Below are 25943 nucleotides of genomic sequence, written 5' to 3'. Positions count from 1 at the left end.
TTTCTCACAACCTCCTTCTTTTTAACTTTCTGTTAGCTTCTTGGCTGCCTCATAGAAAAGATATACAGCATTTGCAATATGCGCTGAATCTGACCATTCCTCTGGACAGTGACTTAAACCATCTTTACTTGGAATAAATAGCATTGCTGTATCAATGTAATCAGAAAACACCATTGCATCGTGACCTGCGCCACTATTAATAGAGCAGTAAGGAATATCCTTTGCATCACATGCTTCTTTCAAAAGGCCAATAATCTCTTGATTCATCACTTTTGGCTTCATATATAAAGGCTGCTCAATCGCTACATCAATACCATCTTTGCTATAAGACATCACTAAGCTTTTCACCTTTTCTACCATATTTAAGACATTTTCCTCTTTGCCAGCTCGCATATCGACCGTAAATATCACTTTATTTGGTATAACATTTGCTCCGTTTGGAAATACATTAAGACGTCCTGTTGTAATCACTGCTCCAGCACCTTCATCAAGCGCGAGCTGTGGGAATTGCGCAATGATGCTCGCCGCTGCTACTAATGCATCCGCACGACCTGCCATTGGTGTTGTGCCGGCATGCCCTGCCTGACCACTAATCGTAATATTTAATTGTGTTAAGCCGACAATCGCTTCTACTACACCAATTGGGATATTTTTTTCTTCAAGCATTGGTCCTTGCTCAATATGCATTTCTAAAAATGCTTTTATTGTTTTTGGATCTCGATATGTAGGCAATGTCGTATCTAATCCGATTGTTTCCATCGCTTCAACTGTGGAAATGCCATCTCGATCCTTTAAGCTTTTAAAATCTTCTGCACTTAATAAGCCCATCATTCCTCTTGAGCCCATCAAGCCACCTGCAAATCGTGCACCCTCTTCCTCCACAAGTGCAATCACTTCTAAAGGATAGTGAGGTGTAAGTTTATTTTCTGAAAAAAGGCGTGCTACTTCCAATGCCACGACAACACCTGCTGGTCCATCATATGACCCACCATTTGGTACAGAGTCAAAATGCGAGCCAATCAAAACACTTGGTGCATCTTGCAATGTTCCCTCTAGCTTACCAAAAATATTACCTAAACCGTCCTCACGCACTTGCAAGCCATATTCTTGCATTCTCTCTTTAATATAATTTCGTGCCTGTAAATCTTCTTTACTATAAGTAAGGCGTGTTGTCCCTTTACCAGGTGTAGCTGTAAATTGACCTAATGCCTCAATATGCTTCTCAATTTGCTGTTGCACTTGATCCATTTTCTATTATTCCTTTCCTATAATAATCCGACAAAAATACCTGCTAACACAACCGACACGATCGTAACTGTTACAAATCCACCTACAAGCATCGGTGGTAGCATATGGCTTGTCAGTACTTCTCTTTCTTTTTCATCCTCTGTCAGCGATTTAATTACTTCGTTCGTAATAATATAATCTGCTGGGAATCCATATAAAGCTGTTAATGAAATCGCAAATGCCATTGGTGTACTTACTTTTAACAGCTTCCCTGCGATAAGTGAGAAAATATACATCCCGATAACACCTAAAACAATTGTGCCAACAAGCGGGTAAATAATTTCAAGCATCATACTTGGTGTTGCTTGCTTTAAACCATCAAAAATAAAGAGCATTAAACCAAGAACTGCAAAACCAAAGCCATTTGCTTTTTGTAACACTTGCTTCTCTAAGAAGCCTGCACTTGAAGCGATAACCCCAAATAATAAGCAAAGAACGAATGGGCTAATTGATACAATTGGTGCAAGCAATGTTGATACAAGATAAGCTAAATAAGCAACAAGCGCTAATCTAAAGAATTTGAAGAAATCTGTATTATATTTTTCAGGCATATTTTTAAACATTTTTAATTCTGGCTTTGGAGCACCTGATTCTTCCTTCTCCTCTTCCTTCGCTTGTAGCTCCCCACTACGATACTTTGTTAGCAGTCGCTTCCCTTCTTTTTTCAACATGATCGATGTAATTGGATAGCCTGCAAAGCCTTGCATTACATAAATAACAATCGCAAAAACTGAAAGCGATATTAAACCAGCCTCTTTCGCCCCCTCAGACATAATTAAAGCTGATACAACACCACCTACTAATGGTGGAATCCCAACAATCATTGTTTCATAGCCAAATAGCAATGTACCAATGCTAAATAAAATCGCAATAATCCCTAAAATACCTGCAATCGCAATTAAAATCGTTTTCCATTGGTTCTTTAACTCTTTCAATGATAGCAATGTACCCATGTTTGTAATCAATAAATACATCAACATCACGGCAACAACAGATGGAACTCCCGCTAACGCTACAATATCCGCAGGGAAGAATGTCCAATATCCTAATAAAAACAAAACGGCACAAATAAAAATAGATGGAACCCATGCCTTTGTTCGAACAGCAACAAAATCTCCTATAAATAAAATAGCTAACAAAATAACTAACGCTAACATCTGAGACATAATAAATTCCCTTCACTTTCTAGTAGATTAATATTCTTAAAATAATAATACAATCTAATTTTTATGTCAATTCTAATTATTCCGTAAATTCAGATTCCTATAAAATAGAAACTTTACAATTGATTACACTTACATAATGTTTATTTTATAAATTGTTAAGCATAAATTCATTGCCTTATATATGTGTTTGTTGAAACAAAAAATACGAGTAATTTGTTATTTCAAAATAATAAATTACCATTTCAACCTTTTGTCCAATATGCTACTTCAATGCGATAGAGTAGTATTTTTAAAAAAAGGAGCAAGAAAATGAATATTACAAATGCGGTATTGAAAACAAGTAAACTAAAGGAATTAAACGATTTTTATAAAAAAACATTGGGCTTCACATTACAGGATGAAACAGCAAATAGCTTTAAAATTCAATTAGGTATTAGCACGGTTGAATTCACTAATAAAAATGTGGAAGGAAATCCATACTATCACTTCGCTTGTGACATTCCTTCAAATCAATTTCATGAAGCAAAGGAATGGATTAAACAACGTATAAATCTTTTAACTGAGGATGGAGAGGATGAAATTTATTTTACTAATTTACATGCAAAATCCTTATATTTCGAAGACCCTGCTGGCAACATATTTGAATGGATAGCTAGAATGAATGATAATCCAACTAGCAGTCAACCATTTTCTTTAAATAATATACAAAAGCTATCTGAAATGAGCTTAGTTGTAAGCAATAAGATAGCCATCGCTGAAAGCTTAAAGGATTTTCACATTATTAATCGTGATAATGCTGAAGTCACAGCTGATTCTTTATCTTTTATGGGGGATCAAACAACAAAAGTATATTTATTGCTGACAAATCCAGGGCGAAGATGGTTATTTTCTAATAAAAAATCAGTCGTTTTTCCTTTAGATATCCGTTTAGACGCTAGTATTATACTTGGTGTAGACGATACAAATGAATTTTATATCCAAAAAATTTTAAATGAATAGTCCACTTTATATATTCGCTGTACCTCCTCCTTATTTTTCTATATTGCTATATTTTCAAACAGGAATTTGACAATATGTTGAAAATCCATTAAGGTAATACGTAATAAAAGCATACAAATTCGTTGATGAGAAAGAGTAATGTTTCGTATTGTTCTACAGAAAGCTGACGCTGTGATGAAAGTCAGTGTTCAATTGTTACATGAAAATCCTCTCTGAGAAGGCGCGCTGAATTTAAGTAAGCAACCCCGGGTGTCTACCGTTAAAAGGAACACGTATGATTGTACGTTGCTAAGTGCTATTGGATCGTTCAATAGAATTAGGGTGGTATCGCGAGCTAACTCGTCCCTTTACTTAGGGACGAGTTTTTTGTATGCCTTTTATACAAATCGTATAGGAGGAATAAAAATGGAAAAAGAAACATTGCAGCAAAGAGAGAAAAGAATTCTCTCGTATTGGCAAACGGAGAATGTTTTTGAAAAATCTATTGAAAATCGCAAAAATCGTGACTCATTCGTTTTTTACGAAGGTCCCCCTACAGCTAATGGGCTACCACATGTAGGGCATGCGCTAGGTCGCACAGTGAAAGATGTTGTGGCACGTTATAAAACAATGCAAGGCTTTTTAGTGGAGCGCAAAGCCGGCTGGGATACACACGGTTTACCTGTCGAGCTAGGTGTGGAGAAACAGCTCGGTATTTCAGGCAAGCAGGAAATCGAGAAATACGGCATTGAGCCATTCATACAAAAATGTAAAGAGAGCGTTTTTACGTATGAAAAAATTTGGCGCTCCTTTACAGAGCAATTAGGCTACTGGGTCGATATGGATCACCCTTATGTGACACTGGATAACAGCTATATCGAAAGTGTTTGGCACATCCTCAGCAAAGTTCACAAAGACCGATTGCTTTATAAAGGACATCGTGTCTCCCCCTATTGCCCTAGCTGTCAAACATCGTTGAGCTCGCATGAGGTGGCACAAGGCTATAAAGATGTAAAGGATTTATCCGCAACAGTTAAGTTTCGTCGTGTCGATTCGAATGAAATCTTTTTAGGCTGGACGACAACGCCTTGGACACTCCCAGCCAATGTAGCGCTTGCGATGCATCCAGATTTAACTTATGTGAAGGCACAGCTTGATGGCGAGGTTTTCATTGTAGCAAAATCGCTCGTATTCACTGTATTAGGCGAAAATGCCACAATTTTAAGTGAACATCAGGGCGCTGAATTTGCGCAAGTCGCTTACAAGCCACCGTTTGATTACATTGCTGTTGAACATGGGCATGTTGTCGTTATGGCGGAGTATGTAACAGAAACGAGCGGTACAGGGATCGTGCATATTGCACCCGCACATGGTGAGGACGATTACCAGACAGTTAAAGAGCATGGACTATCCTTTATCAACGTAGTAGATTTGCGAGGCTGTTATACAAATGAAATAACGGATTTAGCAGGTCGCTTTGTCAAGGACTGCGATGTCGATGTCATCAAGCTATTAGCAGCTTCCAATTTATTATTCCATAAAGAAAAATATGAGCATAGCTACCCGCATTGCTGGCGCTGTGATTCACCTTTGCTGTACTACGCAACAGATAGCTGGTTCATCCAAATGTCGGCATTAAAGGAGCAATTACTTGCTAATAACAACACTGTCACTTGGTACCCTGACCATATTAAAGAAGGTCGCTTCGGTAAATTCCTTGAAAATGTCGTAGATTGGAATATTAGCCGCAACCGCTATTGGGGTACGCCTTTAAATGTTTGGGTTTGTACGGATTGTGGGCATGAGGAAGCACCTGAAAGCATTGCAGCATTAAGCTTATTAGCTCAGCAGCCTTTGCCAGATGATTTGCATAAGCCATATATTGATGACGTCGTTTGCACATGCCCACAATGTCATGCAACAATGCGACGTACACCAGAGGTTATCGATGTTTGGTTTGATAGTGGCTCAATGCCTTTCGCTCAGCATCATTATCCGTTTGAGCAGGAAGCTTTCCAAAAGCAGTTCCCTGCAGATGTCGTCATTGAAGGGATTGACCAAACGCGTGGGTTCTTCTATAGCTTGCTCGCTGTATCAACGCTGTATAAAGGGCAAGCACCATATAAAAATGTCCTATCTTTGGGGCATGTATTAGATGAACATGGACAAAAGATGTCAAAAAGTAAAGGCAATGCTTTAGACCCGATCGATTTAATCAATAGCTATGGTGCCGATGCATTACGCTGGGCATTGTTAGTGGATAGCTCACCTTGGAATCCAAAGCGCTTTTCTACCAAAATCGTACAGGAGGCGAAATCTAAGCTATTAGATACGTTAGAAAACACGTTCAGCTTTTATCAGCTTTATGCAGGCATTGACCAATTTACATTTGATGCAGCACAGCAAGGCACACCAATATTATTAGACAAATGGGTGCTGGCACGGCTGCATACAACGATTGCTAAAGTGACAACACATATGGACGATTATCAATTTACACAAGGCTGTCGCGAAATCGCAAAGCTCATGGATGATGTAAGTAACTGGTATGTACGTAGATCGCGTCAACGCTTTTGGGCATCAGGCTTTTCAGAGGATAAAAGAGCGGCGTTCAACACTTTACACACCGTATTAAGCGAGGTATGTAAGCTACTTGCACCATTTACACCATTTATCGCTGAGCATATTTATATGCAGCTTCACAATGAAAGCGTGCATTTACAGGATTACCCTACCGCTGATGCAGCTTGTATCAATGTCAAGCTTGAAGAGGAAATGACGACAATCGTCAAAATCGTTGAGCTAGGTCGCAGCATTCGCAATGCGAAAAACTTAAAGGTTAAGCAGCCATTAGCTGAGCTTATCATTGCTTCAGCGCAAAACTTAAGCAACTATAATCGCATCATTCAAGAGGAATTGAACATTAAACAAATACAGTGGCTACCCTCTACAGAGGCATTTGTAGAAACCCACTTCAAGCTGAACTTTAAAACAGCTGGCGCGGCATTTGGCAAGCATGTGAATGCAGTGAAATCCTATGTAGAAACTATGGCAACTGAGGATAAAAATACGCTACTGTGTGAAGGACAATTAACAGTGCAGCTTGACGAACAAAGCTTGACGTTGGAGCATGCCCATCTATTAACAGAATCCACTGTAAAAGATGGCTATGAGCTAGCAGAGGATGGCAAATTGCAAGTATTGCTTTATACGCATTTAACGGATTCTTTAATTGCAGAAGGTCATGTTCGTGATTTCATCCGCTTCGTTCAAGACCAGCGCAAGCAGTTAAACTATCCGATTGAAAAATATATCGATATGCAAATTGCTTGCTCATCACAACAGCAAATGATTCTGCAACAATTCGAAGCATTATTACGAGCAAATATATTAGTGCAAGACATTCAATTTGTAGCATCTTTAAATAACGCATTTTGTTATACGTTTGCACAAGAGGAATTGCAAGTGAGCCTGTCGTTAAATTAAGGTTGCTAAAATGTCGATTACTCCCCTCCCATCTATGTAAAAAGGTTAGGTTATCATTCCCTAACCTTTTTCATGTTAAAATTCACCAGAACGAAGGAGGGCGTTCATGAAAAAAATATAGTTTGTTTTTCTTATAGTATTTGTTTTAATAGGATGTTCAAACAAAGAGGATACTCAACAGCAAATAAATACACTCATTCAACAAAATGAGGAATTAAAAAAGCTGTTAGAGGAAAGACCTAATATAACATCTCATGGATTAAGAGAAACATTGAATCTTTCTTTTAAAGTCATTCAAGCAATGAAAAATTCCGACTCTACTTACCTTGAAAGCATTATAAATTCTAATGTAACAGTAGATGATGAAAAACAAATTTTTATATTTGAAGATGAGTATGAGCAAAGCTTTTCAAATTTCGATTATAGCCTGTTAGAGTATCAAGCTCAATTTTCCCAAGATAACCGAATAACAGTTGCTCTTGCAGAGGTTTCTCCTCAATCCAATATCGAAATTTATTTTGAATTTATACAAGTCGGTGAAACGTATTTACTCTATTCATTTATTACTAATTAATTTACCCCCAATCTTCGCTATCCTAAACAAATATTGGCTAATTGGAAGTCCCCCTCAATTAGCCATACTCTTTCAATCCTCTACCATCAGACGATCAATGCAGAAATAAAGAAAATAAGAGGCGTTAACAAAATAACTATTACAATAATCGGAATGATTACTGTTAGTATAGCTTTCCCTATGGAAAATTGATGTGCTTCCGCTACCGTTGCTATGACAATTCCTAATGACCACATACTTGTAAGAAATGTTAATATTAAAGTCGGTAAGAAATACCAAGGTATTGGTCCAATATATGTTGGATTAATCAAAGATTCTGGTGCAGTCATTAACCAAACGCTATAAAAAGGAATTAAAATCACATAAGGCACTGAGGAAAGACTTATACTTTTAAACATTTCATTATATGTAGCTACCCCATCAAATACTCTACCAACCCTCCAATAAAGCCATGACGTAATACTATTTCCAACAAAGGCCATAATAGGTGCTAATATAATACTTCCAACTAACAACCATACTGGTGCTATGTCAAAATCGGTATCACGCAAGCTTGATAAAAATGAACCAATATAACCAACAGACAAAATAAACATCGCATAACCTGTAGATTTGTGCTCAATCATATAGCGAGCTGTTTGCTTAGGTTGTAGCCAAGTAGAGAAAAATGGATTCATACTTCATCCCCTCCTCAAAATATAGTTATTATTATAATATACGGATATTTTAGGAAATAGTTTCATAAAAGCGTTGTTTAAATAGTTCGTTTTATGTAGAATGAAATATATACCAATCCCTTATTTTGGTTATACCGTAATTATTCAACAAACAAAAAATTAGTTTATAGTACGTACATTGGACAAGGAGGATATACAAGGCATGAAAAAAATATTCAGTTTATTATTGGCTGTATCTATCACGCTTTCCGCTTCATTCGCTCTACCTACAGTAAACGCAGCCGAAAATACAGTAAATACACAAGAAATGATGACAACGATTGAAGTGCTATCTAGTTATCCACGAGGACATCACAATGAAGAAAAGGAGCTTGCAAGAAAATTTATTACAGATACATTTAAAAAATATGGTCTGACTGTCACAACCCAAACATTTGACACAGAAATTTTTGATTGGGAAAAGGCTGACAAAGGTGATAATAATCCTTTCAACACATATTCTGCTGTTAATATTGTTGGGACACTTTCACCAAATACAATAGAGAAAACAAAGGATATTTTAATCATCGGTGCGCATTATGATGGCATAAAAGATATCCAAGCAGCCAATGATAATGCCTCAGGTGTTGCTGTCATGTTAGAGCTTGCACGTTTATTACACAACGTACCTACTGACACAGAAATACGCTTTATTGCCTTTGATGTGGAGGAGGATGGCTTAATCGGATCAAGGCATTATGTTGAGCAGCTAGGAGCTGATAGCGAGAGGGTTATCGGTATGCTAAATTTTGATATGCTGGCAGCAAAAAAGGAAAAAACCGTGAAAATTTATTCTGCTGATGGACAAGAAAGCTTTTTGTCCGACCTACTAAAAAGCAAGGAAAACTATAAAGATATTCAAGTGCGTGAATATAACAGTGGTGGAACAAGCGACCATGCCTCTTTTCATCCAAAGGCAATCCCTAACTTATTTTTCTCACACCCAGCTGTTCATGGTGAATATCATAATGAAAATGACACAATTGAGCATATCAGCTCCGATATGCTTGCATATGCCGCAGATGCGGGTCAAGTGATCGCTCGAGAAATCATGAGTGATGAAACCCCATCCTATCAAGCGGTAGCACGACCTATTATTGATAATACGGTCTACCCATTGGAAAATACAGTAAGAATACCGTTCGGGTCTAAAAAAGAAGTAGAGGAAGCAACTGGCATCCACTTTAGCCAAGTACCATCTGACGATAATGTGGCAAAGTACCAAGCAAATATTCAATTATTTGATATAGAACAACCACTTACATTAACTGCTACTAGTAATTGGGGATGGTTTGGCCCTCTTAAGGTAGATTTTCATAATACAGACGTTTCATTTGAAGCATTAACTGCCATGCTGGATGAAACATTCGTAAAATCAGAGCAGGAGAATAGATGGAACAACATTTATGGAAATTCTTATTATATCGAATATGACGAGCAAGAAAATATTTTTACAATGTATATTGATTCATATGAAGCTACAGCGGAGGGCTATTCACTTGTTGATGGTGAGCTCGTTCGTATGGAATCCGCAAACGCAGCAAACGAAATTCATTTTTACAAAAAGGACGGGGAGTTAATAAAGGAGGAGGTCATAAATAAACCTTCTGACACATTGCCTGTCACAGAGCATGCAAAGCAATCGTGGGAAAAAGTAAAGCCCCTACTTTCTATAGAGGAGCTAGCAAAAATCAGCTTTATTACGATTGGCTCTGATGGTATAGGTGGCAATATGCTGATTAATATGGCAAACTACTTATCTGACCCTACAGAGCAAGTATACGAGCCACTTGAAGATTTACCAGAGGGACATGGGTATACTATATTCAATTATCTAAACGGTGTACACCTTTATTTGGATCATATCGATTTAATAAATCCGTCAGGTAATAGCTATAGCGAAAAGGATATGTCAACAAATGTCACGATGGCTAGAGCGATGAAAGCGGAAATTTTCCCTTATGAGCTTCGTCAAAATTATAATGCGGATATCAAATGGAGTGACTTTTCTAAGCTTGTCGTTGCATTACTTGTACAGAAAGCAGATTGGGCACCCGATATGATACAGCCATCATTGTTTGAGGATGCATCTAGTACATTGTATGAGCTTGGCATTCTAGAAGGCGATAGCGAAACAATGTTTGCTTCTAATGATACAATTACCCGTGAAGAGGCGGCCTTCATTCTTCATAAAGTCTATCAATATATGAATATAACAGATGCTGCTATAGATGGTCAGCTGATACTTTATAATGATGACAGCGAGATATCCGCTTGGGCAAAGGACAGCGTCTACCATATGCAGCTCACTCAAATTATGAACGGTATGGAAAATAACTTATTTTTACCTCATAACAATTATACGTTGGAGCAAGCTATCATCACGTTATTAAATTTATATGAGAAAAAGTAAAATAAAGCTGCCTGAAAAGAGCGTATCTTTTCAGGCAGCGATTTTTTATTCAGCTAATGCGATTTTTATATGTGCTAAATGATGCTCCTCATGCCAAGCTAATTTGGCTAATTTCGCAGTAAGTCGAATCTCTCCATTCACTTGATGTGTAAACACTCGATTTAATTGCTCTTCCGTTAGAGTTTTACCTAAACAAACGATGCGTTCATTAATGCCTTCCAACATTTTCAGTGAGCATTCTACAGGTAACTCTGTATCTGGTTGAACAGCCCACTTTTCCTCATCAAAGCCTGGGATTGTTGGATTGTCATCTGTTAAAGCCAGCTTCAGGCGTTGATACATGTTTAATTGGGAATCTGCAATATGATGAACAAGCTGACGCACCGTCCATGCACCTTCACGATATGTTTTCGCTAATTCCTCATCGTTTAATGTACCGACAGTTTCCCTTAGTCGAGCTGCATATGTTTCAATTTTGTTTAACCATTCTTCAATATTTTCAGCTGTTACTTTCTCAGGAACTTGCAATTGTCCAATCGGGAATTTTACATCCATTTCTAGACCTCTTTTCTTCGGTTTTTATTAAAAAAATAACCATTCACTTATTTTAATTATAAGTGAATGGTTATTAGTTTTTCAAATATTATAAAATCTTTCTACTATCTAGTTAATAGCGGAACAGCATACAAATAAATTCGTGACCGCCACCAATTGTCCAAAACAGCACTAAATCACCGCGCTTAATTTTGCCACTTTCAATGCCCTCATACATTGTAATAAACGGCGAATTTGTACCTGTATAACCATACTCATCACCTACATACACAATTTTTTCATCGGCAATTGCAAAATGCTCTTGAATGCGTTGAATATTCACTAATGCAAATTGAGAGAAGCAGCACGCCGCGACGTCCTCCATTGAATAGTGATTACGCTCTAGTAATCTTTGAATCTTTTCAAATGTATAAGGAAGCGAGACTGTGCCATCAAAAGGCTTCCAATCTACATATCCTAAAAACTCTCCCTTATTCATGTATTGAGAAAATCCGTTTGCTGGATATAAAATATTATCTTTGAAGCTTGAATCTGTTTCATATATTGCATCAATAAAGCCTGTCTCTTCATCTGTTTTTTCTAAAATTACTGCACATGCCGCATCACCGAAATTGGCTGTTGTTATTTCCTGCTCTGGATTAGCTACTAGGCTTAAATAGTCTGACCCTACAATTAATGCTCGTACTACGTGAGGGCTTGACATCATATAACGAGAGGCTTGCTCAACAGCAATCGTCATGCCGGCACAGTTTGCGTTATTATCATAAACAATACAGTCCTTTTTCCCTTGAATTGCTTGATGCACAAAAATTGCATTTGATGGGAATGTGTACTCTGGCACTTGCGAAGAGAAAATGACCATATCAATTTCATCACCAGTCAATTCGGCCTTTTTCAATACCTTTTTAGAAGCCTCAATCGCCATTGTTACACTGTTTTCATCTGCATTGTTGATACGATAATAATTTTCTCGTCCCATAATATTTAGGAAATTAGAAATATCGCGCCCTTTTTCCTGAAATTCCTCAATATATTGCGCTTTATTTAATTGATTATGTGGATGGTATACGTCTAATGCTTTAATTTTTATATACTGCATCGTCAAGCTCCTTTCATTTTTTAAAAAACTAGGCAAAAAAATAAGGCTACATACACGGTTGCAGCCTTATATTAAAAATTATACTTCTTCAATTTTAAGGTTTGTAAGGCCTACATTGCGCCCTAATCGTGCTAGTTGCATTTTTAAAACGGCACTACGATCAATTTCGATTATAATATTTTTAAAGCCTGATTCATTGTAAAGTTTAAAGCAGCCTTCTAAATGTGGAGTCATTTCTTGTGTAACAACATTTAATCCCCGACAATCAAAACGTAAATCATACTCATTTGCAGAGATTTTACCAATTTGTCGGTTATAATCATTAATAAATTCCTGTGCCTTTTCAGGTGTAAACGTACCACTCACTTTCATATTTACAACTTTACCAGCTGAATTTACTTGAATACTGTATTGTCCTTGCGACATCTTCAACACTCCTATTATCCTAATGAATTAACTATGTTGCATGACTAGTATACAATATATAGATTCCATTTAAAAGGACAAAGGTATAATTATAAAATAATTTACAAATGACTAAATACCTAATAAATAAAAACGTCAATGCGTATTAGACTATACATTTGTGTGAAAGGAGATGAATACATTTGAAGTTTAAAAATATAGGCGTGCTTTTATTAATATTATTATTGTTCATTTCTTTAGGTTTTTTATTAGTTAATAATTCATCTTCATTAGAAAAGAAATTATGCAAAGAATTGAGTCAGGATGGGGTAAATTGTACCGAGATTATATTTATCGATACCTTTAATAATTTAGTCTTCTTCAAAGATGAAATTAATTTGAGATATGCCATAGTTAATAGTGATTTAAGTCTTGTTAAGGTTGAGACAGGAATTTTGGATTTCAATGGATTCTCCGCTAATAATTCCTTGATATGGCAAGCATCCAATACATTATTGTGGGGCTTTGCGACAGAGGAAGTACAATCAATTTTAATAACAGGTGATCATGATATACAGCCAAATAAGATAAGGTATCAAGGCGTTTGGTTATGGTATCACATCTATGAAGGTGAAGTGAAATTGCCAGTTCTTCTAAATGCCTACAATAAAGAGGGAACGCTGATTTATGGAAAAGAATAAGAGGAAATTAATAACAGCTGGACACAAAAACTTTTCTAAGTATGATGAATCAATTTCATAAATCATATATTTCAAGAGTAGTGATATTCGATGTGTGAATTGCAGGAAGCTTTGAAGATTTTTCTATTAATAAAAAAATAGTAGCTACTCAGAGAATGACTTTGAGATAGCTACTTTAATATATTCCCTTTTGTACCATCAAGATTTTGAGATTAACCATTTGCTTAAGGTGTTTTACAGCCTTTCACTTATTTCTTCTAAAACTATCTCCCAATGCATTTTCATCTCTTCTCTCACATTTTCGTCAGAGAGATGCTCTTGATGAAAGCTAATTGTTGTTTTGTCACTTGCCTTTGCTATAATGCGAACTTGAATTGTAGATGGTCTTTCCCAGCCTTCTTTTTGCCAAGTTAGGCGAAGCTGTTCAAGTTGTTTAACAATCCGTATTTCTCCAGTGCCCATTTTCGTCGTATAGTGTTCACCTGGTTGAAATATTACATCGCTACTTTCCCCCAACCACAAATTCACACCTTCCTCAGAAGTAATGAACTCCCAAGCTTTCTCCTGTGAAATAGGGAAAGTTCTTCTAACCCCTATTTGAAAACCAACACCCTTCGTTTGACCAATAATACGTTCCTTCTCCATTTTTCCACCTCGCTTAATTTTTCAGAATATACGTTCGATTCAATTATAAACGGATAGATAATAATTGCGCAAATATTTCGTTATTTTATTGATAGGGTAACTGATTAAAAAGAGCAAAAGAATTTCTTCTGCTCCTAATTATGTTGCTAACAGTATATCTAGCCTTTTTTCTTAATAGCTATCCAAATCTCACTTTTCTGCTCTTTGCTAGCCAATATTTCAGGACCTTCTGCTAGCTCATAAGAGGACAACGGCAACCACTCGGAATAAATTCGCTGCCAATGCTCTTCAACCTGTATCCAATCTCCATCTATTTCAAATATTGCCCACAATAAAGAGGGAATTGCTAATGTTTCGTATGTCTCTGTTTTTTCCGTTGTGACTGCTCCAATATACTGTTCAAAAGTCGCCTTTCCTTCTACACTTTCTGAATAATTGACTGATATATGCACAATGCCATGAGGTTCACCATTAGAAATAGTCGCCAATTCCTTCAATCTACTCTCACCAACACCCGCTATCATATCTTCATAAGTAGGTGAAAGAATCTCATTGACCATCTCCACCGCATACTTCACTCCGACAACTTGAAACGACTCTTTCTTAACAATGCGATAGTTCATTTCAAAGCCTCCTCGAATAGTTAATTGAAAGGACATTCGTGGATATGCTTTCAAGTTCTGCTCTGGTTGTTTAGCCAAAGTTGGGGTAACACCATGGAAATTTTGAAATGCTCTTGAAAATGCATCTGGCGATTGATAACCATATTTTATGGCAATATCAATCACCTTTACATGCTGCTCCTTCAAGTCTAGCGCCGCTAATGTTAAGCGCCGTCTTCGAATATACTCCGCTATCGTTATTCCTGACAGCAATGAAAACAAGCGCTTAAAATGATACTCAGAGCAATAAGCCTTTTTCGCTACTTCTACTAAATCAATATGGCTCTCCAAATTTTCTTCGATGTAGTTTAACGCCTCATTCATTTCTTTTAGCATATCCACCCCTACCTTCCTTTCATCTATAACATATCAAGTAATAGTATCTTCTGCCCGTCTTTTTATGCTTATACTAGTCGGTTTAATTATCGATAAACAGAACTTTCTCAAAGCATAAGTAGAAAATCAACAAAAACAAATAAATGTAAAGTACCCTTGACACCAAACCAAATGTAAAGTAAACTTTACTTACAACTAATTGTAAAGCCAGCTTTACAAAATTGAGGTGAGGAAACCATTAGAAATCGAATTAAGGATTTACGCAAAGCTGCAAAAATGACACAAGAGGAACTAGCTGTACAGGTAGGTGTTTCGAGACAATCAATCATTGCCATCGAATCTGGAAAATATAATCCCTCACTCGAATTGGCATACAACATTTCAAAGGTTTTCAATTGTATCATCGAAGAGGTCTTTATATTAGAAGAAAGGGGAGAGGAATAATGGCTGTACAAATAGGTGGCTTGATTGGATTATATGGAGGAGCAGCTCTTGGCATATTAAGCTGGTGGCTTGGATGAACTATATGAACATATTTGGCAAAAATCTCGCTCTATTTCTTGGTTTTTCACTCTGACTTCAATCTATATCTTATTTTCTTTAGTCATATTTGGAATAGAAATTGGAGCCGCAATGACGCTAGCAATCATTTTGACTGTTCATCTGGCAAGCTGGGGGATTACAGGTATGATTTTGTCTATCAATATGAATATGACAGAGCCTTTAAAACCTTCTAGAGTTAAATTCGGCATTTCTGTTGTAGTTGTATCACTGATTACATTTTCTATCATATCTATTGTTACGGGCAATTGGTGGTTTTTAATTGCTAGCATTCCACCAAATATCATAGGGCTAATTAGTGCATTAACTCCTGACAAGAACAAAGAGAATTAAACTTAAATATGCTTTAATAATTTTCACTAGTAAAATATACAAAATACCTGTGGGATGGCAGAGAGCCCACAGGTATTTTTTTAAATGTAAGAAAATCTACTTTTACATTGAATTGATTTTATCGAGGTCTTGCTTTAATAAAGAATACATATACAAATCATCAAATTTGCCACGTGTAAACTCATAATTCCTTAGTAATCCCTCTCTGACAAAGCCTATTTTTTCTACTAGCCTTTGTGATGATAAGTTAGGTGGCTCGATTAATGCTTCTATTCGTTGCAAATGCATATGCTTAAATCCATAATTTATTATTGCTTCAACAGCCTCAGCAGCTATCCCCTTCCCCCACTGCCCTTTACTCAACTCAAATCCTATTTCCGTACGAGAATGCTGTGAAACAGTATTATGAAAACCACAACTACCAATAACAACTCCTTGCTCTTTTAACGTAATTCCCCATCTAATACCTGTTTTATTACTGTATATCGATTGATACCATGCAATTTCATCCAAAGCATTATCTAATGAGTTAAAGGGGTCTAATCCATAATATTTCATTACCTCTGCATCAGACAAATAATCCAAAATACTGTTGGCATCCTCTTTCGTAATTTCTCTTAATACTAATCTTTTAGTTTCTAGTACAGGAAACACTTCTGTATTGCTCGTCATAGTAACCTCCTTGTTCCATTAAAGTGCCTTGTTAACGTATCATTCAATATTAGAGCATTTATTTTAGTCCAGCATTTTTTTCTGCGACGATATCGTAGAAATTGACCTAAATATCAATCATTCTAAAATAATCCACAGTAGAAACCTACTGCGAACCCTATTAGTTCAGCTTACATCATATTCGGAATAAACACTTCCACAAAAAGGTAGTAGCTTAGAGCACCAATGGCTACGCCAGCAAGGATTATGAGCAGCGGTAGAAATTTAATTTGCAGAGTTTTCATAGCTTGCCCCCCTCTAATTACATCAGTTTATCTGGCTCATCTACAAACATGCCTAAAATATAACCACAGCCTTAACAATAATAGGAACTGATTTTAGAATTCTTTCTTAGATGAGAATTAAGCCGTGCATTTTTGTTGAATGCTTCTTCAGGAAACATATGTAATGAAGCATGGGCAGCTTACATAACGCCCTTATAAATATTGTTGCTATTACATTGCGGACATACTTTACATTCCATACTAACCCCTCCATATAATTCACTCAAACAATTACCAATTCGATATTAAGTATGGATTTTCCTCTTATAATGTGGACTTATTATAATTGAACAATTATAAATTATGCAAATCTCCCCATCATAAAGAGGAAAATAAGCATCAATTCCAGTATCATTATTATTGATTTGAAAATGATAAATAAACCTTGGAGGCGAACAAGTGGACAAACGAGTACAACAATTAATTGACTTTACAAAAAGTAAATTCGGATTAAACAATTATTATTTACAACAATATCATTTCTATCGGAATGTAAATATCTTCAATAAGACAATCTATACATTGTGTATGGATTGGTTTCCCAATCATACTGTTCAAGATGATGATGGTCTAAATCCAGATGGCACAGCAATTATTGAGATAAATATGGAAAACCGCAAATTTGAGCGTGTTATTTTTGTAGCAGGAAAGAACTATGCAGAAAATGGGTTGGTGTTTAATACCCCTAATACGGAAGACATTATAAAATGGATTGAGAAAGAAACAGAACTAACGTACGGGGAACAATTTCGATTGGAAAGAGAAGAGACCGGCGAGCTTCTTTTTATGGCAAACATTGATGGTATTGCCGTTTCACCACCAGGATATATTGACATTAAATTTAATCCAGAGGGGAAGCTTACCTTGTTTTCAATCAATGGCCAATTTCCTTTAAAAGAACTGATTAAAGAGGAAAAATATGCCCTTTCTCTTACTAAATTAGAACATTTGCAAAAAGAGCAATTAAAATTGATTGAATTCCCTTCCTATGAGCATAAAAAATTACATTCTATATATGCAATTGAAGAGATTTTTGTCACAAATGACAGCATAACTACGATTCCATTTGAAGTTTTTGCAGCTGAAAGTTATTTTTTAGAAATTGATCAAGCAATTTATTGGAATGAACCAATAAATATACCTTTTGAAAGAAAAGAGATTAATTGGATTAAAGATTTTACAGCAGAACAAGCATTTTCATGCGAGCCTTCTTCTGATTCCTTCCCAATTGCAGCTATAGAACAAGAGAAATGTATTATGGCAGTTACAAATTTTTTACGGCAAGAGTATCCAAACGAATCAGGCAATTGGATACTAAAGCACTTTTATCGTGATAAAGAGTATATTCAAGCTACATTGGTAGCCAATACGCAGAGCTATCGCGTATTTCAGAGAAAAATTAAAGTGATGATTGATCCAGAAAGTTGGCAAGTTGCCAATTATATGGACAACAAACCAATGCTGGAAACTTTTGATCACTTTCAAATACCTGCTCAAATAACAATCACAAAAGAAGAAGCATATGAAAAACTTACAAGCTTATTTGAACTAAAGCCTTACTATGTTTATGACTTTAAACAAAATAAATACATTTTATGCGGAAAATTAGATTGTCAGTACGGTGTGAATGCATCAAGTGGGGAAGTTATAGCGTTAGATGATTTATAATTTGTTTGATATATCGGTGTAAACAAGATAGTGTGGCTCAGATATAATCAATTCATTGTTAATTGCAATTAAGCCGAAAAACTCTATTTTTTTTGCAAAGGATATTATCGAGTTAAATAAACGTTTAAAAATCTCAAACCTATCTATATATCTAATAGTAAGTTTGAGATTTTTTATTAATCTAATTAAATTCCTATAAATCACTTTCTAATAATCGTCCTTACTTATACTTATTCAATAGCTCTTTCGGAATATGACAATAATCATCTGGACATCTAGCTAACCTATCCTGATGTTCTTCTGCGCTTCTTACATAATTGGTAAGTGGCAACACTTCAACAACGATGCGGTCATAATCATCTCTCTCACTAAGAAAATTCCTCACCTCTTCTAAATGCTCAGTTTTTTCGCTATACAGACCTGTTCTATATTTCTCGCCAACATCTTGCCCTTGTTTATTCAAGCTATATGGATCAATGATTTCAAAGAAATAGCCCATTAATTCCTTGATTGTAACAACTGTTGGGTCAAAGCCTGTTTTTACACATTCGGCATAGCCATCATACTCTCCCTCAAGTGTTTGGCTTGTACCATTCGCTCTTCCTGCCTCTGTAAAATCAACACCAGGTAATGTTTTAATAAAAGCTTGAACTCCCCATAAACAGCCACCCGCAAAATATACAATCTCCATATTAATTAACGCCCTCTTTACTTATTAGTATCCTTTCTCGCATATTTAATTAAATAAATATTACTTTTTTACAACCGGTATATAAATATCAAAATGTGGATCATTTGGATCACTATCAACATAGCAGTATTCATGTTTTATCGGCATATAAGGGTCGTAGTAATTTACATCAGCCTCTCTAAACGCAGTGTAGTCACTAGTAAATAACCATTGATGCAAATTCGTATATGTCGTTTGTATATCTTCTCCTTTGTTATGTGTCGTCTTTACATAGATTAATTCAGGCACTCGTATTTCAATCATCCCATCAGGAATTTTTTGATTCTCACTCACTTCATACACTGCGTAATGTGCGAATCCATTTTCAATTACATGATAAGATAGACCTAATTGAATAGTTGGATTTACCACATTCTCTAGCTCATCAACACGGTCTCTAATTTGTTGAATAACGTTTTTTAAACTTGGTACAATTTCGGAGAATGTCCCTTCCCATTTTAATCCTATTGCCCTATAGGCTGGTAACGTTTTAATTTCGTAGCTCACTTTATTTCCTCCCTAGCTTTTAAAATTTGTAAATTCCTTTTAACAGCTTTCGCTATCGGTTCAATGGCTCTCCTTAATCTATCAATCATCATGTATACGGGCACACGTTATTCAATAGTATCTAACAAATCTACATCTACCTTTTCAGTATCCTTCCATTCGTAAAACCTTTCTAAATGCCATTTATTTTTCAGTCTTACGTATTTATTGTCTTCAACCCACTTATGTAAGCCGTTATACGCTTCCCTTATTTCACGGTTAGAACCAGTATGTCTTAGAACAGCGTATCTTTGTGGAGGTATAGTTAGCGTCACCATATCAACTGGGACGTCCTCATATTCCTTTACTTCAACACTAACCCAGTAACCATCTTCATCGGGAGTTTGATTTTCTACAACAAATGCGCCAATTTGTGTATCTGGATTAATTACCTGTTTAATTTCACCTATACGCTTGTCTAATATGAGCGACGCTTTAGGTATTTCAACTAAGTATTGGTCACCTGAACACAAAACACGAAAACCAACTAGTTTTAATTCATCAAGTTCTTGAATCATTATTTCCTTCATTTTTCATTCCCCCTTTAAATATCGTTATAATTTCTACAAAACACTAATAAATACCTTTCCACCTTTATGGTAAATTACCAATCATTGATTTAAACAAGGCGGTAATTTTATCTAACTACAGTTTTTTGATAGTATTTGAGCTTAGTTGTTGGCTATAGAAATTTAATTTTCATTGAATTGCCAAGGCAAACGTTGGTTATATTAATACAGGAGCGATTAAATTGTAGTAAACAATGGTGGGCAATGGCAATTTTTCAGGTACACAACAAAAAATGGATGCCTTCAAAGCAGGCTATGGAACTGTATTATTCGTAAGCGTCAAATAATGCCCACCTAGTTTTTCAGGTGGGCATTATTTGACGCTTACTCTCGAATACTTTCACCTTTACTTAGTATTCGCTGCAACAGTGCCATTGCTAAATCTTCAATGTGCTGCAAACTTAAGTGTTGAAAAGCATCATATTGTTGAATATCGTAATAGTCATGAATATAACTAATATTCCGTGCCATTTCTTTAGGAATCTCTAACTCCGTCACAATGCCCCAATTAATTTGTCTTCTTTCCCAATAAACACGTTCAATCTCAAACTTCTCAATAACGCGCTCTTTTAACAGCTCGTCCTTCATTTTGATTGTTCTGGCAAGCTCAACAAATCCTTCTCCTTTATCTACAGTTAATAAAAAATCCGTTGTCATCACAACTGGCTCATGCGTTTTTGGATTAATAGGATGTTTAAGACCTAATTCATCTGCAATGACAATTGTTTCTTCCAACGGTAGTAAAGGAAATTGCTCTCGAATATCGACAATAAAATCAGAATATTCAGTTAAATAAAAGTAGTTTCGTTCCAAATCAGATAGAAACTCATGCTGCCTGTTTGTTTTAATGCCCTTTAAACGTGTGGAACGACCTTTGGAAGCAACGTCTTGAATGTTTAGCCAAGGTTTATATTCCGAACCAACACCAGAGCCCCGACCTTCTTTAATCCACTTTTCATTTTTAGATGTTCTAGTTCTTTTAGACATAAAAAACACCCCTTTGAATTAGTTTAATCCAAAGGGGTGAAACGGTGCAACTTTTTTAAAAACAGTATGACTTTTTTCAAAACGGTACATCTTTTTTTAAAACGGTATAACTTTATTTAAAATCTACATGACTTTATTCCAAATCCAAAACCCTACTCCACCGTAACACTCTTCGCCAAGTTACGTGGTTTATCCACGTCACAGCGGCGGTGTAGTGCTGCGTAGTAGCTGATTAACTGTAGTGGCACAACGCTTACTAATGGTGTTAGCAATGGGTGTACGCGTGGCAGGACAAGGCGGTCGCCTTCTTCCTCTAAGCCTTCGCTTGCGATGATGCAGGCGTGAGCTCCGCGTGCTACAACTTCCTTTACGTTACCGCGAATATTAAGGGCTACTTGCTCCTGTGTTACTAATGCAAAGACAGGTGTGCCTTCTTCGATTAAAGCGATTGTACCGTGCTTTAATTCGCCACCAGCGAAGCCTTCTGCTTGGATGTAAGAGATTTCTTTTAGCTTTAAAGCTCCTTCTAGGCTGACGCAGAAGTCTAGGTTGCGTCCAATGAAGAAGGCGTTGCGAGCGATTTTTAAGTAGTCTTCTGCAATTTGCTCCATTGCTTCTTTTGAGTCGATAATTGCTGCAATTGCTGTTGCTGCGATTGCTAGCTCTTGCTTTAGGTCGAAGTCAACGGCATTGCCGCGTGCTTTGCCTGCTACGTATGCGGCTACTGCTAATACAGCTAGCTGCGCTACATATGCTTTTGTTGAAGCTACAGCGATTTCTGGACCTGCGTGTAAAAGTAGCGTGTAATCTGCTTCACGCGATAGTGTTGAGCCTTGTACGTTTGTAATTGTAAGTGCTGGGTAGCCCATTTCCTTTACTTTCACTAATACTTGACGGCTATCTGCTGTTTCGCCAGATTGTGAAAGGAAGATGAATAAAGGCTTTTCTGAAAGCAATGGCATATTGTAGCCAAATTCACTTGAAATATGCACTTCGACAGGAATTTGAGCCATTTTTTCGAAATAGGATTTACCAACAAGACCTGAGTGATAGCTTGTGCCTGCTGCAATAATGTAAAGGCGATCTGCCGCATTTAGTGCAGTTAAAATTTCCTCATCGATTGCTAGCTCGCCGTCTACCTCATATGCTTGGATAATTTTACGCACGACATTTGGCTGTTCATCCATTTCCTTTAGCATATAGTGTGGGTACGTGCCTTTTTCAATGTCGCTCATATCTAGCTCTGCTGTGTATGGTGCGCGCTCTACGATACGACCATCTAGCTTTGAAATTTCTACGCTATCACGACGTACAACAACAATTTCTTTATCATGTAATTCAATGAATTGGTCTGTTACTTGTAGCATTGCCATCGCATCAGATGCTACGACATTGAAGTCTTCCCCAACGCCAACAAGCAATGGTGATTTATTTTTTGCTACATAAATAGTGCCTGCATCTTCATTATCTAATAGAGCTAATGCATATGAGCCATGTACTAAAGATAATGTTTTACGGAAAGCCTCTACTGTTGATAAGCCCTCTTCCTTTACGAATAGCTCGATTAACTGTACAAGCACCTCTGTATCTGTATCAGATTGCATTTGAATGCCCTTTAAATAAGCTTTTTGCAATAAATGATAGTTTTCAATAACACCATTGTGCACTAGTGTGAAGCGACCATTTGCACTTTGATGCGGGTGCGCATTGCGGCGATTTGGAACACCATGTGTTGCCCAACGTGTATGACCGATACCAACCGTCGATACAACGTCTTCATCCACTGCCTTGCGTAAATCAGCAATGCGACCTTTTTCTTTAAATACTGTGATACCCTCTTCATTGTGAACTGCAATACCAGCTGAATCATAGCCACGGTATTCTAATTTCTCTAACCCTTTTAATAAAATTTCCTTTGCATCTAAAAATCCATTATATCCAACAATTCCACACATCGTATATTTCCTCCAAGTCGTTTCGAGGACAACACTACTATTTGCAATCTAAAATCAATATTTATTTTTTATCGAGGTAAAAGGCAATACGAAATAGACTACAAATCAATGCCTTTTTTGCCTATGGCTGCTCTGTTTAACAGACGCATTGGCGGTAAGGCTTTGTAGTTTTGTACTCGTTATTTGATGCCGATTCGTTCCTCTGTACAGAAAATCGCTTTCCTGCTTTAAAACGAATATGACGACTGGGCATTGTCAATCGGGAGGTATCCGCCGAATTTTCGATAAACCTCCACCTCGTCAACTAAGGATGATGTCCGCTCTATTTCCTTAGCTCAGGCGCTATAATTGTTTTCCTTTTAAATTTATAGGGCGCACTATCTTTCCTCCTTTATGGCGCATGCAATAAGCTTTTTCATCATACAAAAAATATCACGGTTCGTCAATCGTCTGCACACTTATCTCAAATATACTAAAGTGTGGTTGTGTCAGGATTTTGAACTTTTGCCCAATCATAATTGACGAAGTTGGTTAAAAAAATCTGTAGACGATGCATCGCCTACAGATACTTTATTATAGTCCCTTTTCCTGTAAAAGGTTCACAATTTCTCGATTAAATGCTGGTAAATCTTTCGGTGTTCTACTTGTTACAAGTTGCTTTTGACAAACAAATACTTCCTCATCATGGAATTTTGCGCCTGCATATTCTAGGTCTACCTTGATGGATTTATAGCCTGTCGTATCGCGTCCCTCTAATGACTTTGCAGTAATTAATAGCTGTGGGCCGTGACAAATAGCGAACACAGGCTTCATTTCATCCATAAAATGCTTCGCAAACGCTACAACGCGATCATCATCTCGCAGCAAATCTGGGGAGAAGCCTCCAGGAATTAATAAGGCATCAAAATCGGCTGGATTCACTTCGGCTACACCGTAGTCAATTTTAACAGTAGCCTCTCCTTGCTTCCCTGTCACTGTTTTATTGCCTTCTTTATCAATGTTAATGACTGTATGCCCTGCATTTTCTAACGCTTCTTTCGGGCTCGTGTACTCACTGTCTTCAAACTTGTCCGTAATTAATGTTGCTATTTTTGCCATTTCATTACACTCCTTTGAATTTGGTACAGTTGTATATTTCCCCTTTATTGCAATATGTAAACATAAAAAATAGCTGCTGAAAAGTGTTTTCCAGCAGCTATACTCTATTATTCAGCTAAGCCCATTTCTGCACGTACAACTTCTGCAATTTTCTCTACATATGTTGTACAGTCCTCTTCTGTTGCAGCCTCAACCATTACGCGAACTAACGGCTCCGTGCCTGAAGGGCGAACTAATACACGGCCATTGCCTTGCATATCCGCTTCCACTTCAGCAATCACTGCAGCTACTTTTTCGTTTGTTGTCACCGCATGTTTGTCCGTTACACGAATGTTCACTAAGCGCTGTGGGAAAACAGTCATTTCAGATGCTAGCTCTGATAGGCGTTTCCCTGTTACTTTCATAATGTTAACAAGCTGGATTGCTGTTAATAAGCCATCACCTGTTGTATTAAAGTCTAGGAAAACAATATGACCTGATTGCTCACCACCGAAATTATAATCGTTTGCACGCATTTCCTCAACAACATAGCGATCGCCTACTGCTGTTTGCACGCTTTCCATCATATGCTCACGTAATGCTTTGTAAAAGCCCATATTGCTCATCACTGTTGACACAATTGTGCTTTTCTTTAAACGACCTTTTGCATTTAAATATTTACCAATAATAAACATAATTTGGTCGCCATCAACGATTTGTCCCTTTTCATCGACTGCGATTAAACGGTCACCATCACCATCGAAAGCAAGACCGATATCAGCACCTCGTTCTACAACGAATTCAGCCAATTTTTCTGGATGTGTAGAACCTACACCGTCGTTGATATTTAAACCGTTTGGAGAAGAGCCCATCGTTGAAATATCCGCTTCTAAATCAGCAAATAAATGTGTTGCAAGTGATGATGTTGCACCATGTGCACAATCTAATGCTACATGAATATTAACGAATTCTTCTTCCACAGTCTGTTTTAAATAAGAGATATATTTTTGACCGCCTTCGAAATAATCATTTACAGAACCGATGTCTCCACCAACTGGACGTGGTAAAGTATCCTCTGGCGCATCCAGTAAGCTTTCAATTTCTGCTTCCTGAGCATCAGATAGTTTAAAGCCATCTGAACCGAAAAACTTAATGCCATTATCAGCTACTGGATTATGTGATGCAGAAATCATAACACCCGCATTAGCATTCATAATACGTGTTAAATACGCTACACCCGGTGTACTAATAACACCTAAACGCATTACTTCCACACCAATTGACAATAGACCTGCCACTAATGCACCTTCAAGCATTTCGCCTGAGATGCGCGTATCTCGCCCAATAAGAACTTTCGGTCTACTTTCCGTATCCTTCGTTAATACATGACCGCCAGCTCGTCCTAGCTTAAATGCAAGCTCTGGTGTTAATTCGCTATTCGCCACCCCACGGACGCCATCTGTTCCGAAATATTTACCCATTACTTTTTCTCTCCTTCA

General features: G+C 37.0%; 23 protein-coding genes, 2 pseudogenes and 1 other annotated feature. Of the genes and pseudogenes, 9 read left to right on the top strand and 16 right to left on the bottom strand.

The genetic code is table 11. The annotated features are described in order from the left end of the window. Positions 1-21 precede the first annotated feature (21 nt). Positions 22-1248 carry a Zn-dependent hydrolase gene (locus tag M3Z76_RS11525; RefSeq protein ID WP_293927043.1) on the bottom strand — a complete coding sequence of 409 codons (1227 nt, stop codon included), beginning with the start codon at positions 1246-1248 and terminating at the stop codon, positions 22-24. 17 nt (positions 1249-1265) lie between these two features. Next, positions 1266-2453, bottom strand: a complete 1188-nt coding sequence (locus M3Z76_RS11520; RefSeq protein WP_293927041.1) for a hypothetical protein — start codon at positions 2451-2453, stop codon at positions 1266-1268. Positions 2454-2762: 309 nt separating this feature from the next. Between M3Z76_RS11520 and M3Z76_RS11515 the strand changes: the two genes are divergently transcribed. The 3 genes from M3Z76_RS11515 to M3Z76_RS11505 all read left to right on the top strand — a co-directional run bounded on the left by M3Z76_RS11515 (position 2763) and on the right by M3Z76_RS11505 (position 7491). Beyond that, the gene (locus tag M3Z76_RS11515) at positions 2763-3452 is read left to right on the top strand and encodes a hypothetical protein (RefSeq protein ID WP_293927038.1); all 690 of its coding nucleotides are present in this window, start codon (positions 2763-2765) and stop codon (positions 3450-3452) included. A 113-nt stretch (positions 3453-3565) separates the two neighbouring features. Beyond that, positions 3566-3802 (top strand) — a binding site (T-box leader). Between the two features lie 55 nt (positions 3803-3857). Further along, complete coding sequence (gene ileS / locus M3Z76_RS11510; RefSeq protein ID WP_293927035.1) at positions 3858-6917, top strand: isoleucine--tRNA ligase; 3060 nt, start codon at positions 3858-3860, stop codon at positions 6915-6917. A gap of 271 nt (positions 6918-7188) precedes the next feature. Continuing rightward, positions 7189-7491: a hypothetical protein gene (locus M3Z76_RS11505; protein WP_293927032.1), complete on the top strand. Its 303-nt coding sequence runs from the start codon at positions 7189-7191 to the stop codon at positions 7489-7491. 86 nt (positions 7492-7577) lie between these two features. Here the strand turns inward: M3Z76_RS11505 and M3Z76_RS11500 are convergent, their stop codons facing one another. After that, positions 7578-8168, bottom strand: coding sequence for a YIP1 family protein (locus tag M3Z76_RS11500; protein ID WP_293927029.1), 591 nt, complete (start codon positions 8166-8168; stop codon positions 7578-7580). A 202-nt stretch (positions 8169-8370) separates the two neighbouring features. On the opposite strand from M3Z76_RS11500, the gene M3Z76_RS11495 reads away from it, so the two are divergent. Continuing rightward, on the top strand, positions 8371-10620 hold the full coding sequence (locus M3Z76_RS11495; RefSeq protein WP_293927026.1) for a M28 family peptidase: 2250 nt from the start codon (positions 8371-8373) through the stop codon (positions 10618-10620). Between the two features lie 45 nt (positions 10621-10665). Here the strand turns inward: M3Z76_RS11495 and M3Z76_RS11490 are convergent, their stop codons facing one another. The 3 genes from M3Z76_RS11490 to M3Z76_RS11480 all read right to left on the bottom strand — a co-directional run bounded on the left by M3Z76_RS11490 (position 10666) and on the right by M3Z76_RS11480 (position 12700). Beyond that, positions 10666-11175: a YfiT family bacillithiol transferase gene (locus M3Z76_RS11490; protein WP_293927023.1), complete on the bottom strand. Its 510-nt coding sequence runs from the start codon at positions 11173-11175 to the stop codon at positions 10666-10668. A 112-nt stretch (positions 11176-11287) separates the two neighbouring features. Next, a complete protein-coding gene (locus tag M3Z76_RS11485; RefSeq protein ID WP_293927020.1) occupies positions 11288-12274 on the bottom strand; it encodes a ketoacyl-ACP synthase III in 987 nt (328 codons plus the stop codon). A gap of 78 nt (positions 12275-12352) precedes the next feature. After that, on the bottom strand, positions 12353-12700 hold the full coding sequence (locus M3Z76_RS11480; protein WP_293927018.1) for a hypothetical protein: 348 nt from the start codon (positions 12698-12700) through the stop codon (positions 12353-12355). Between the two features lie 182 nt (positions 12701-12882). Here M3Z76_RS11480 and M3Z76_RS11475 point away from each other — a divergent pair, with 182 nt between their 5' ends. Further along, positions 12883-13380, top strand: a complete 498-nt coding sequence (locus M3Z76_RS11475) for a hypothetical protein (RefSeq protein ID WP_293927015.1) — start codon at positions 12883-12885, stop codon at positions 13378-13380. Between the two features lie 234 nt (positions 13381-13614). On the opposite strand, the gene M3Z76_RS11470 is transcribed toward M3Z76_RS11475, so the two are convergent. Together M3Z76_RS11470 and M3Z76_RS11465 are read right to left on the bottom strand one after the other, a co-directional pair. Then, positions 13615-14025, bottom strand: a complete 411-nt coding sequence (locus M3Z76_RS11470; RefSeq protein WP_293927012.1) for an SRPBCC domain-containing protein — start codon at positions 14023-14025, stop codon at positions 13615-13617. 158 nt (positions 14026-14183) lie between these two features. Next, on the bottom strand, positions 14184-15029 hold the full coding sequence (locus tag M3Z76_RS11465) for an AraC family transcriptional regulator (protein ID WP_293927010.1): 846 nt from the start codon (positions 15027-15029) through the stop codon (positions 14184-14186). Positions 15030-15260: 231 nt separating this feature from the next. Between M3Z76_RS11465 and M3Z76_RS11460 the strand changes: the two genes are divergently transcribed. Together M3Z76_RS11460 and M3Z76_RS11455 are read left to right on the top strand one after the other, a co-directional pair. Beyond that, positions 15261-15467, top strand: coding sequence for a helix-turn-helix transcriptional regulator (locus M3Z76_RS11460; protein WP_293927150.1), 207 nt, complete (start codon positions 15261-15263; stop codon positions 15465-15467). Positions 15468-15536: 69 nt separating this feature from the next. Further along, positions 15537-15917, top strand: a complete 381-nt coding sequence (locus tag M3Z76_RS11455; RefSeq protein ID WP_293927007.1) for a hypothetical protein — start codon at positions 15537-15539, stop codon at positions 15915-15917. A gap of 102 nt (positions 15918-16019) precedes the next feature. Here the strand turns inward: M3Z76_RS11455 and M3Z76_RS11450 are convergent, their stop codons facing one another. After that, entirely contained in the window at positions 16020-16589 is a 570-nt protein-coding gene (locus M3Z76_RS11450) for a GNAT family N-acetyltransferase (protein WP_293927004.1), read from the bottom strand. Positions 16590-17311: 722 nt separating this feature from the next. On the opposite strand from M3Z76_RS11450, the gene M3Z76_RS11445 reads away from it, so the two are divergent. Further along, positions 17312-18580, top strand: coding sequence for a hypothetical protein (locus tag M3Z76_RS11445; RefSeq protein WP_293927002.1), 1269 nt, complete (start codon positions 17312-17314; stop codon positions 18578-18580). Between the two features lie 220 nt (positions 18581-18800). Here the strand turns inward: M3Z76_RS11445 and M3Z76_RS11440 are convergent, their stop codons facing one another. The 3 genes from M3Z76_RS11440 to M3Z76_RS11430 all read right to left on the bottom strand — a co-directional run bounded on the left by M3Z76_RS11440 (position 18801) and on the right by M3Z76_RS11430 (position 20386). Further along, positions 18801-19271, bottom strand: coding sequence for a peptide-methionine (S)-S-oxide reductase (locus M3Z76_RS11440; protein ID WP_293926999.1), 471 nt, complete (start codon positions 19269-19271; stop codon positions 18801-18803). 60 nt (positions 19272-19331) lie between these two features. Continuing rightward, positions 19332-19817 (bottom strand): GyrI-like domain-containing protein, encoded by a 486-nt coding sequence (locus tag M3Z76_RS11435; RefSeq protein WP_293926997.1) that lies wholly within the window; start codon positions 19815-19817, stop codon positions 19332-19334. Positions 19818-19924: 107 nt separating this feature from the next. Further along, positions 19925-20386: a GyrI-like domain-containing protein gene (locus M3Z76_RS11430; RefSeq protein ID WP_293926994.1), complete on the bottom strand. Its 462-nt coding sequence runs from the start codon at positions 20384-20386 to the stop codon at positions 19925-19927. A gap of 233 nt (positions 20387-20619) precedes the next feature. Between M3Z76_RS11430 and M3Z76_RS11425 the strand changes: the two are divergent. Continuing rightward, positions 20620-20697 (top strand): annotated as a pseudogene (locus M3Z76_RS11425) (nitroreductase family protein); the annotation flags it as partial. Between the two features lie 58 nt (positions 20698-20755). Here the strand turns inward: M3Z76_RS11425 and M3Z76_RS11420 are convergent. The 4 genes and pseudogenes from M3Z76_RS11420 to glmM all read right to left on the bottom strand — a co-directional run. Continuing rightward, positions 20756-21412: pseudogene (locus M3Z76_RS11420) on the bottom strand (TnsA endonuclease N-terminal domain-containing protein); the annotation flags it as partial. Between the two features lie 152 nt (positions 21413-21564). Beyond that, positions 21565-23367, bottom strand: coding sequence for a glutamine--fructose-6-phosphate transaminase (isomerizing) (gene glmS / locus M3Z76_RS11415; protein ID WP_293926988.1), 1803 nt, complete (start codon positions 23365-23367; stop codon positions 21565-21567). Positions 23368-23940: 573 nt separating this feature from the next. Further along, a complete protein-coding gene (locus tag M3Z76_RS11410) occupies positions 23941-24465 on the bottom strand; it encodes a type 1 glutamine amidotransferase domain-containing protein (RefSeq protein ID WP_293926986.1) in 525 nt (174 codons plus the stop codon). A gap of 107 nt (positions 24466-24572) precedes the next feature. After that, complete coding sequence (gene glmM / locus M3Z76_RS11405) at positions 24573-25925, bottom strand: phosphoglucosamine mutase (RefSeq protein ID WP_293926983.1); 1353 nt, start codon at positions 25923-25925, stop codon at positions 24573-24575. Positions 25926-25943 lie beyond the last annotated feature (18 nt).

It is taken from the genome of Metasolibacillus sp. (genome assembly GCF_025291715.1).
Classification (GTDB): domain Bacteria; phylum Bacillota; class Bacilli; order Bacillales_A; family Planococcaceae; genus Metasolibacillus; species Metasolibacillus louembei.
The sequence above is the reverse complement of the archived record's forward strand: the minus strand, read 5'-3'. Positions and strand labels throughout refer to the sequence as shown.

Excerpts from the sequence above, each read along its gene's own strand:
- M3Z76_RS11525 (WP_293927043.1), bottom strand. The coding sequence starts at position 1,248 with ATGGATCAAGTGCAACAGCAAATTGAGAAGCATATTGAGGCATTAGGT.
- M3Z76_RS11520 (WP_293927041.1), bottom strand. The coding sequence starts at position 2,453 with ATGTCTCAGATGTTAGCGTTAGTTATTTTGTTAGCTATTTTATTTATA.
- M3Z76_RS11515 (WP_293927038.1), top strand. The coding sequence starts at position 2,763 with ATGAATATTACAAATGCGGTATTGAAAACAAGTAAACTAAAGGAATTA.
- ileS (WP_293927035.1), top strand. The coding sequence starts at position 3,858 with ATGGAAAAAGAAACATTGCAGCAAAGAGAGAAAAGAATTCTCTCGTAT.
- M3Z76_RS11500 (WP_293927029.1), bottom strand. The coding sequence starts at position 8,168 with ATGAATCCATTTTTCTCTACTTGGCTACAACCTAAGCAAACAGCTCGC.
- M3Z76_RS11495 (WP_293927026.1), top strand. The coding sequence starts at position 8,371 with ATGAAAAAAATATTCAGTTTATTATTGGCTGTATCTATCACGCTTTCC.
- M3Z76_RS11490 (WP_293927023.1), bottom strand. The coding sequence starts at position 11,175 with ATGGATGTAAAATTCCCGATTGGACAATTGCAAGTTCCTGAGAAAGTA.
- M3Z76_RS11485 (WP_293927020.1), bottom strand. The coding sequence starts at position 12,274 with ATGCAGTATATAAAAATTAAAGCATTAGACGTATACCATCCACATAAT.
- M3Z76_RS11480 (WP_293927018.1), bottom strand. The coding sequence starts at position 12,700 with ATGTCGCAAGGACAATACAGTATTCAAGTAAATTCAGCTGGTAAAGTT.
- M3Z76_RS11470 (WP_293927012.1), bottom strand. The coding sequence starts at position 14,025 with ATGGAGAAGGAACGTATTATTGGTCAAACGAAGGGTGTTGGTTTTCAA.
- M3Z76_RS11450 (WP_293927004.1), bottom strand. The coding sequence starts at position 16,589 with ATGACGAGCAATACAGAAGTGTTTCCTGTACTAGAAACTAAAAGATTA.
- M3Z76_RS11440 (WP_293926999.1), bottom strand. The coding sequence starts at position 19,271 with ATGGAGATTGTATATTTTGCGGGTGGCTGTTTATGGGGAGTTCAAGCT.
- M3Z76_RS11430 (WP_293926994.1), bottom strand. The coding sequence starts at position 20,386 with ATGAAGGAAATAATGATTCAAGAACTTGATGAATTAAAACTAGTTGGT.
- glmS (WP_293926988.1), bottom strand. The coding sequence starts at position 23,367 with ATGTGTGGAATTGTTGGATATAATGGATTTTTAGATGCAAAGGAAATT.
- M3Z76_RS11410 (WP_293926986.1), bottom strand. The coding sequence starts at position 24,465 with ATGGCAAAAATAGCAACATTAATTACGGACAAGTTTGAAGACAGTGAG.
- glmM (WP_293926983.1), bottom strand. The coding sequence starts at position 25,925 with ATGGGTAAATATTTCGGAACAGATGGCGTCCGTGGGGTGGCGAATAGC.